6 protein-coding genes are annotated in these 5,664 nt (G+C 59.3%); all 6 read right to left on the reverse strand.

What is annotated here, in order from left to right; genetic code table 11:
- The coding region (locus tag ACFO24_RS13330; RefSeq protein ID WP_417286493.1) for a hypothetical protein at positions 1–328 on the reverse strand (328 nt) is incomplete at its 3' end.
- Positions 329–575: 247 nt separating this feature from the next.
- The gene (locus ACFO24_RS05960; protein ID WP_377737474.1) at positions 576–3,566 is read right to left on the reverse strand and encodes a DUF927 domain-containing protein; all 2,991 of its coding nucleotides are present in this window, start codon (positions 3,564–3,566) and stop codon (positions 576–578) included.
- Positions 3,567–3,576: 10 nt separating this feature from the next.
- Positions 3,577–3,885 carry a hypothetical protein gene (locus ACFO24_RS05965; protein ID WP_377737476.1) on the reverse strand — a complete coding sequence of 103 codons (309 nt, stop codon included), beginning with the start codon at positions 3,883–3,885 and terminating at the stop codon, positions 3,577–3,579.
- A gap of 2 nt (positions 3,886–3,887) precedes the next feature.
- The gene (locus ACFO24_RS05970; protein ID WP_377737478.1) at positions 3,888–4,160 is read right to left on the reverse strand and encodes a hypothetical protein; all 273 of its coding nucleotides are present in this window, start codon (positions 4,158–4,160) and stop codon (positions 3,888–3,890) included.
- Positions 4,161–4,406: a helix-turn-helix transcriptional regulator gene (locus ACFO24_RS05975; RefSeq protein WP_377737480.1), complete on the reverse strand. Its 246-nt coding sequence runs from the start codon at positions 4,404–4,406 to the stop codon at positions 4,161–4,163.
- A 200-nt stretch (positions 4,407–4,606) separates the two neighbouring features.
- The gene (locus ACFO24_RS05980) at positions 4,607–5,419 is read right to left on the reverse strand and encodes a hypothetical protein (protein ID WP_377737482.1); all 813 of its coding nucleotides are present in this window, start codon (positions 5,417–5,419) and stop codon (positions 4,607–4,609) included.
- Between the last annotated feature and the right edge of the window lie 245 nt (positions 5,420–5,664).

Raw genomic sequence — 5,664 nt, forward strand, 5'->3', positions numbered from 1 at the left:
GGCCAGCAGTGGCAAACACTGGCGCAGATTTCAGGGCGATGGCAATGGCAATGGCAATGGCAATGGCAATGGCAATGGCAATGGCAATGGCAATGGCAATGGCAATGGCAATGGCAATGGCAATGGCAATGGCAATGGCAATGGCAATGGCAATGGCAATGGCGATGGCGATGGCAAAGATATGGGCATGAATGAGCAGGCCGGGCCAGTTATTCCCTTTGGTGCAATCCCCGCTCACCAGAAACCGCAGCGCGAAATAAATCCCACCGCGCCCCCTCTGGGCACCGCACGGCAGGCAGTGGGCCAGCCACTGGCCCAGGTGGGGCACAAGAGCACGGCAGGCCCAGGGCGAAGGCCACCACCAGGAGCAGCGCCTAGGGCCGCCAGCCCAAGCACCAGCACAGGCGGTAGCCCAGCAACGTGACACTGGCAGCCGCCCCCTAGGGCCAGCGCAAGCCACGGCCAGCAACGGCAAACACTGGCGCAGATCGCCCCCCCCTTGCCCACCGGCACATGGGCACAAAAAAGCCCAGGGCATGGCCTGGGCGCTTTTGCTGGGCAGGGGCAGGCGCTGGCTACAACTCCAACTCCATGATGGCGGGGGTAACGTGGTAGCACCAAGCATTGCCAATGCCAGGCAGGCGCGGCTTGCAGTCGTATTCACGCCCGTTGGCTGGTTGCAGGCAGCCATGTTGCAACAGGATTTTGCACACGGCCCGATAGTCAAAGCCCTTGCAAATCTCGGCGCGGAACACTTCAGGCAAAACGAAATATTCAACGCTTACCCCCTCACCAGCCCCGGCGGTCATCTTGTCGCCGTACTCGTGCAGGTGTTGCGAGTCCGTTTTAATCGGCTTGCCGTCTTCGTTCACCATGCGCCTAAACCCGGCCCTATGCAGCGTTTTGGCATTGTGGTCATCTGCCCCACGATGCCACCAGGTAAAGCGCCCTTCACCGTGCATTTCAAAGAAGGCCCGCACCTGGCGAAGCATGGCTGCAACCTCCCCATTACCAGCGCCCCCACGGGCGGCAAGCCAGGCATCAAAGCAGGCTTTAGCGGCGCGTTCGCTTTCGCCCTGGGGCCAGCCCGTCAGGCCCGCCGCTGTTGCCATAGCCCCGGCCACGCCCACCAAGGCAAAGCGGGCGGCCACGCGGGAAACCTGCCCACTGGCACCAGCAGGCACCCAGGTTGCAGCCAATGGCGCTACAGCTTGCCGGACAGAACGGGCCAGGGTGCCCGCATTGGCAGAACACCATTGCAGCCAGGCCAACCCCACGGCCCCATGGCAAGCCGCCGCCTCACTTGATAACAGCGTAGAAAACCCCGCCCCATCGGCGGCATCATGCAAGCATTCAAACGCGCCCATGCCCTGCCCCGCATCGGCAGGAATGTCGGCCATCCGCACCTCTTGCCCGGTTCTTGTTCGCTTGCCACCTTCGGCCATATGGTCAGCAAGGCCCAATTCCCCAGCACTCAGAAACAGCAAGCGCCAAGAAAGGCGGGCGCGGGCCGCACCGCTACGGCTGGCGCGGGCCTTGCTTTGTTCGTTGGCCAGCATATAGGCGCACTCCCCGGCCACCTTGCCATCTACCTGGGCCAGTTCGTCAAGAATTAAAAGGCCATCGCAATGCTGGGCTGCAATGGCTTCTAGCGCGTTATCAGTCGTTCGCCAGCGCTGCATATAGCTTTGCCCACCGTACACACTGGCAGCCAGGCGCAGGGCGGTTGTTTTGCCGCTGCTGCTATCGCCGCGAAAGTGAAAACCCCCGCTTTCCATACCGCCAGGGCGCAGCAGCGGCCCCGCAAAGGCGCAGGCCACAGCAAACGACAGGCGACTATTGCCAACGCACCGCGCCCCGATACGGGCCACCCAATCGGCAACATCGCGCTTTTGTCGGAACGTGTTTTCCATCTGGTTTTCAGACTGAAAAACCACGCGCTCGGCATCATCGCCAATGGTCATTGACGGCAGCACAAACGCCCCGCCATGCCAGCCTATCCGGTCGGTGCAGGTGGCGAAGGCTTCGGGCTTGCGGGTTTGAAGGTATTCGGTCAAGCGGTTCCGGGCCTGGGGCGCTGTTGCAATGCGTAGGCCCATACCCAGCAGAACGGCGCGGTATTCCCCGCCATCGCCCGAAAGCATACGGGCTGGCATGGCCCATTGCTTGGGCCTGCCCAGTGGGTCGGCAAAGGTCAGCAAGTAGCCCCAATCTGCGCCGTCCTGGTTGCGCGTCACCGCATCAACATTCAACGGGCTGCACAGCCACAGCGGGCGCGTGGGGTTGCCCTCTTTATCGCGGCCATGCCACCACACGCCCGAATTGTCCACGGTGAAGGGGTCTTCCCAGCCGGGCGATTGTTCCGGCTCCTGGGGAGCGCCCCGGCCCTTGCCGCCACGCCCACCACCGCCACTATTGCCGCCACCGTTACCAGCACCACCACGGCCAGCAGCACCAGGGGAAGGGGTTTGTTCTGTTTGGGCACTGGGGGCGCTGGGTTCGCCCCGTGCATCCATGGCAGGGGGTGCAGCGGGCGCAGCAGCAAGAGCGGCCATAACCGCCGCTTGCACACACGACTGCACCGCTTGCAGGCCCGCCGCCTGGTGCAGATCGTTAAAGTCTTTGCCGTCACCGGCGGGCACCCCCTCGGGCCAGCGCGGGAACACGGCCAACCCTTGCACAGCCTGGGCAGCGGCTTCGGCCTTTTCGCGGCCGGGGTTGCGGCCTGTGCGGGCTTGCGTGGCGCTGTCATCATCCCCACACACGGCCAGCAGGGCAGCAGGCAGCAGCGCCCGCACGGCCTGGGCCACGTGCAGCAGGTTGCCCGCGTCAAAGGCCACCACCACGGGCCAGCCCGTGGCCTGGTGCAGGCTGGCCGCTGTGGCGTAGCCCTCAGCCACCAACACAACGGTAGCGCCGGGCAGATGGCCCAGCACATGCCACAGGCCGGACTTGCGCCCGCCCTTTAAAAACAGTTTTGACGGCCCGCCATTGGCTGGGGCGCTGGGCGCGATGCGCTGCACATTCCACAACCGGCCCGCACCATCAACCAGAGGCACCAGCAACCAGCCATCGGCCCCATAACGAACGCCAAAGCCGCCCACCCCTTTGCGCTCAAGGTAGGCGCTACGCCCCTCGTGACTGCCCCCATCCCACAGCGCCACAGCCTGGGCGGCTGCAGCTTCGTGGCGGGCCTGGGTTTGGGCTCGCTCTTCTTCGTGGCGCTGGTTGCGCTCTTGGGCCAGGCGCTGCGCGTCAATCGCAGGGCGGGCCGTTTGCTGGCCTTGGCGGGGCAATTGAAAGCCGTTTTGTTTAGCCAGGTACAGCAGGGTAGAGACACCCACCCCGCCCCCGGCTTTAATGCTTCGCCAAGTAGAGCGGATAGAAGCCGCATCAAAATCACCCCCGCCGCTTGAGCTCCAATCGCTGAACAGTTGAAAACCCGTATCGTCTGGGTATTCGCTTTTAATCCCCATCCCCACCCGCACCCAGTCAGCGCGGGGCCCGTTGGCGGGGATATAGGTCAAAGCGTTGGCCAGCAGCTCCGCAGTTATTTTCGTCACCATCGGCTACCCCTTAATCAATCACCGGCCGCAAGCGGTCATCGGGCAACGGGTCAAATTTGGTGGCAAGAACTGTCGGATTTCCCGGCATGGAAACGGCCAGCAGCGCCCCGGTTTTTTTGGAATAAATCCGCAAAATCCCATCACGGTCAAACCGGCAGCGCAGAACCTCGCCATTTGGGCCGGTGCAAACCGCCGTAACAACTACCGTCCCCGCCGTCAAAGTGACACCGGCCCCCTGAAAATGAGCCACCGCCACGCGCAAGCGGCGCTGGGCCAGATCGCGGGCGGCCTGCTGGGCTTGATTTATTTTGTATTCCATAGTTACCTCTTAAGATTTTTCTTTATGCGGCTGGTATAAATTGGCGCAGCGCCTTGCAAGAAAGCCGCGTGCAGGCCCACAGCGCTTTGCACATAAGTTGCAACCAGGGGGCCAGCCACTTGACTAAGCAAGGCAGGGGCGCAGGTTTCAAGATCGCCACACAGGGCCGTCAATATGTCGCTACTGCTCACAAAATCCACGGCTATTTCAAAATAAGAATTGACCAATTCCATAACCTCGGGGCTTTGCTGCAGCGGATTAAATTGCGCATCCATTTAAACGGCTCCTTTGTTGATTCGATCATTCACCCACGCCAAAACCGCAGATTCAGGCCAAGCAACAGTTTTTGACGTGATATAGACGCACTTGGGGAACTTGCCTTCCTTCATTAGGGCGTAAATGCTACTTTTGCGAATGCCCACAATGTCCGACACATCGGGCAGGCGTAAAAGGCGATCACGCGGCACCAGGGGAACAACAACAGCAGGTCGGCGGCGGACTTCGATGATTCGTTTTTCCATCGGGTTTTCCTTTCAAAGGCCGTAAACCCTTGCTGCACCACCGTGGCGCGGCTTGTTGGGTTATGGCCATTGGGGGAAACTTTCGGCCATCAAGGGTCTTGTTGTCGCCTTGTAAGTGTGCAAACAAGCCCGTATAGAGGAAGATGGATGAAAACAAACCCAGCAAACGGCAAGGCAAAAAAAGGCATTTAACAAGGCGTTCAAGCCGATTTAGGATTGCACCCAGCAGATTGATACACCCGATTGATTGGCGATGCCGAACTTTCCAACCAGTCCTTGTAGTCTTCTCGTTTTAGTAATTCTGTAACTCTCTGGCTGCTTGTGCCCAATTCACTAGCTACGCGCTTTGTAGCTCCCTTGCTATGGCTTGCCTTTTCCGCCTTCAGCGCAGCGCCAAGAATCACAATATGTTCTACAGGCCAGCCCGGGCGTTTTTGCGCATCCAATTTCACAAACTGCTGCCGGTACCGCACCAAAGAAGGCCAGTCCGTCACGTCCCCCTTCTTAATGGCTGGTGCTTCTGGGGCGCTGCTGGATTCAGTAGCCAGCGCCACGCCCTGGGCTTTAAACCATGCGGCCAAATGCTGGGTTGGCACAAGCTCACAAGAATTAAACCAAGCAAGTAAATCAACCGGTTTAATAAAATACTCTCGGTGTTCTTTTGTTTTTTTGTTTAACTGTGGTCTGGCTGTTGATTTCAGGGAAAACTCGCTTAACCACTCATCAGAAGCAAAAAAAGGGTTTTTTTCTTGCACTGGTGGCGCTGGCGGGCTAATAACCTTCACCTCTTCAACACAAGGCAAAGCACCAGATAAACAAGCATCCTTAATCACTGAGGCTAATGCATCCATTTGCCGCCGCCCTTGCGTATCGACCCCAACAACATAAGGGCGCTGTAATGCAGCAGCTTGGCCAGGTGTTAAACAATCCGGCCAGTCACCGCGCTTATCTGCAGGGAATAATCTGGATATACACGGCACAGCAAGGGCATCACGCCAGGCCAAAATGCTCATTATTTAATCCCTTCACCCCGGCATAAAAAACAATTACAGCCGCTGGCGGGGCATTGGCAGCGGCTGTAATCGTTATCTAGGTGTAGCATCCCGGATGATTGCATAGACAAAAATCGCTATCCGCTGTTTATGGCGCGATCCGTGCTGCGGGAGTTGATAGAGTCCCTGCCATCAACTAGCCCGGATATTTCACCGTAGTAGAGCCACAAACGAGTACGGCATTGCCCTTGTGTGCCCGAAAATCC

Origin of the sequence: Comamonas denitrificans, assembly GCF_042654745.1 — a bacterium.
Taxonomy (GTDB): Bacteria; Pseudomonadota; Gammaproteobacteria; order Burkholderiales; family Burkholderiaceae_C; genus Comamonas; species Comamonas denitrificans.

Bases quoted from the DNA above. Each gene is read 5' to 3' on its own strand.
- ACFO24_RS05975 (WP_377737480.1), bottom strand. From the start codon at position 4,406: ATGGAAAAACGAATCATCGAAGTCCGCCGCCGACCTGCTGTTGTTGTT.
- ACFO24_RS05970 (WP_377737478.1), bottom strand. From the start codon at position 4,160: ATGGATGCGCAATTTAATCCGCTGCAGCAAAGCCCCGAGGTTATGGAA.
- ACFO24_RS05960 (WP_377737474.1), bottom strand. From the start codon at position 3,566: ATGGTGACGAAAATAACTGCGGAGCTGCTGGCCAACGCTTTGACCTAT.
- ACFO24_RS05965 (WP_377737476.1), bottom strand. From the start codon at position 3,885: ATGGAATACAAAATAAATCAAGCCCAGCAGGCCGCCCGCGATCTGGCC.
- ACFO24_RS05980 (WP_377737482.1), bottom strand. From the start codon at position 5,419: ATGAGCATTTTGGCCTGGCGTGATGCCCTTGCTGTGCCGTGTATATCC.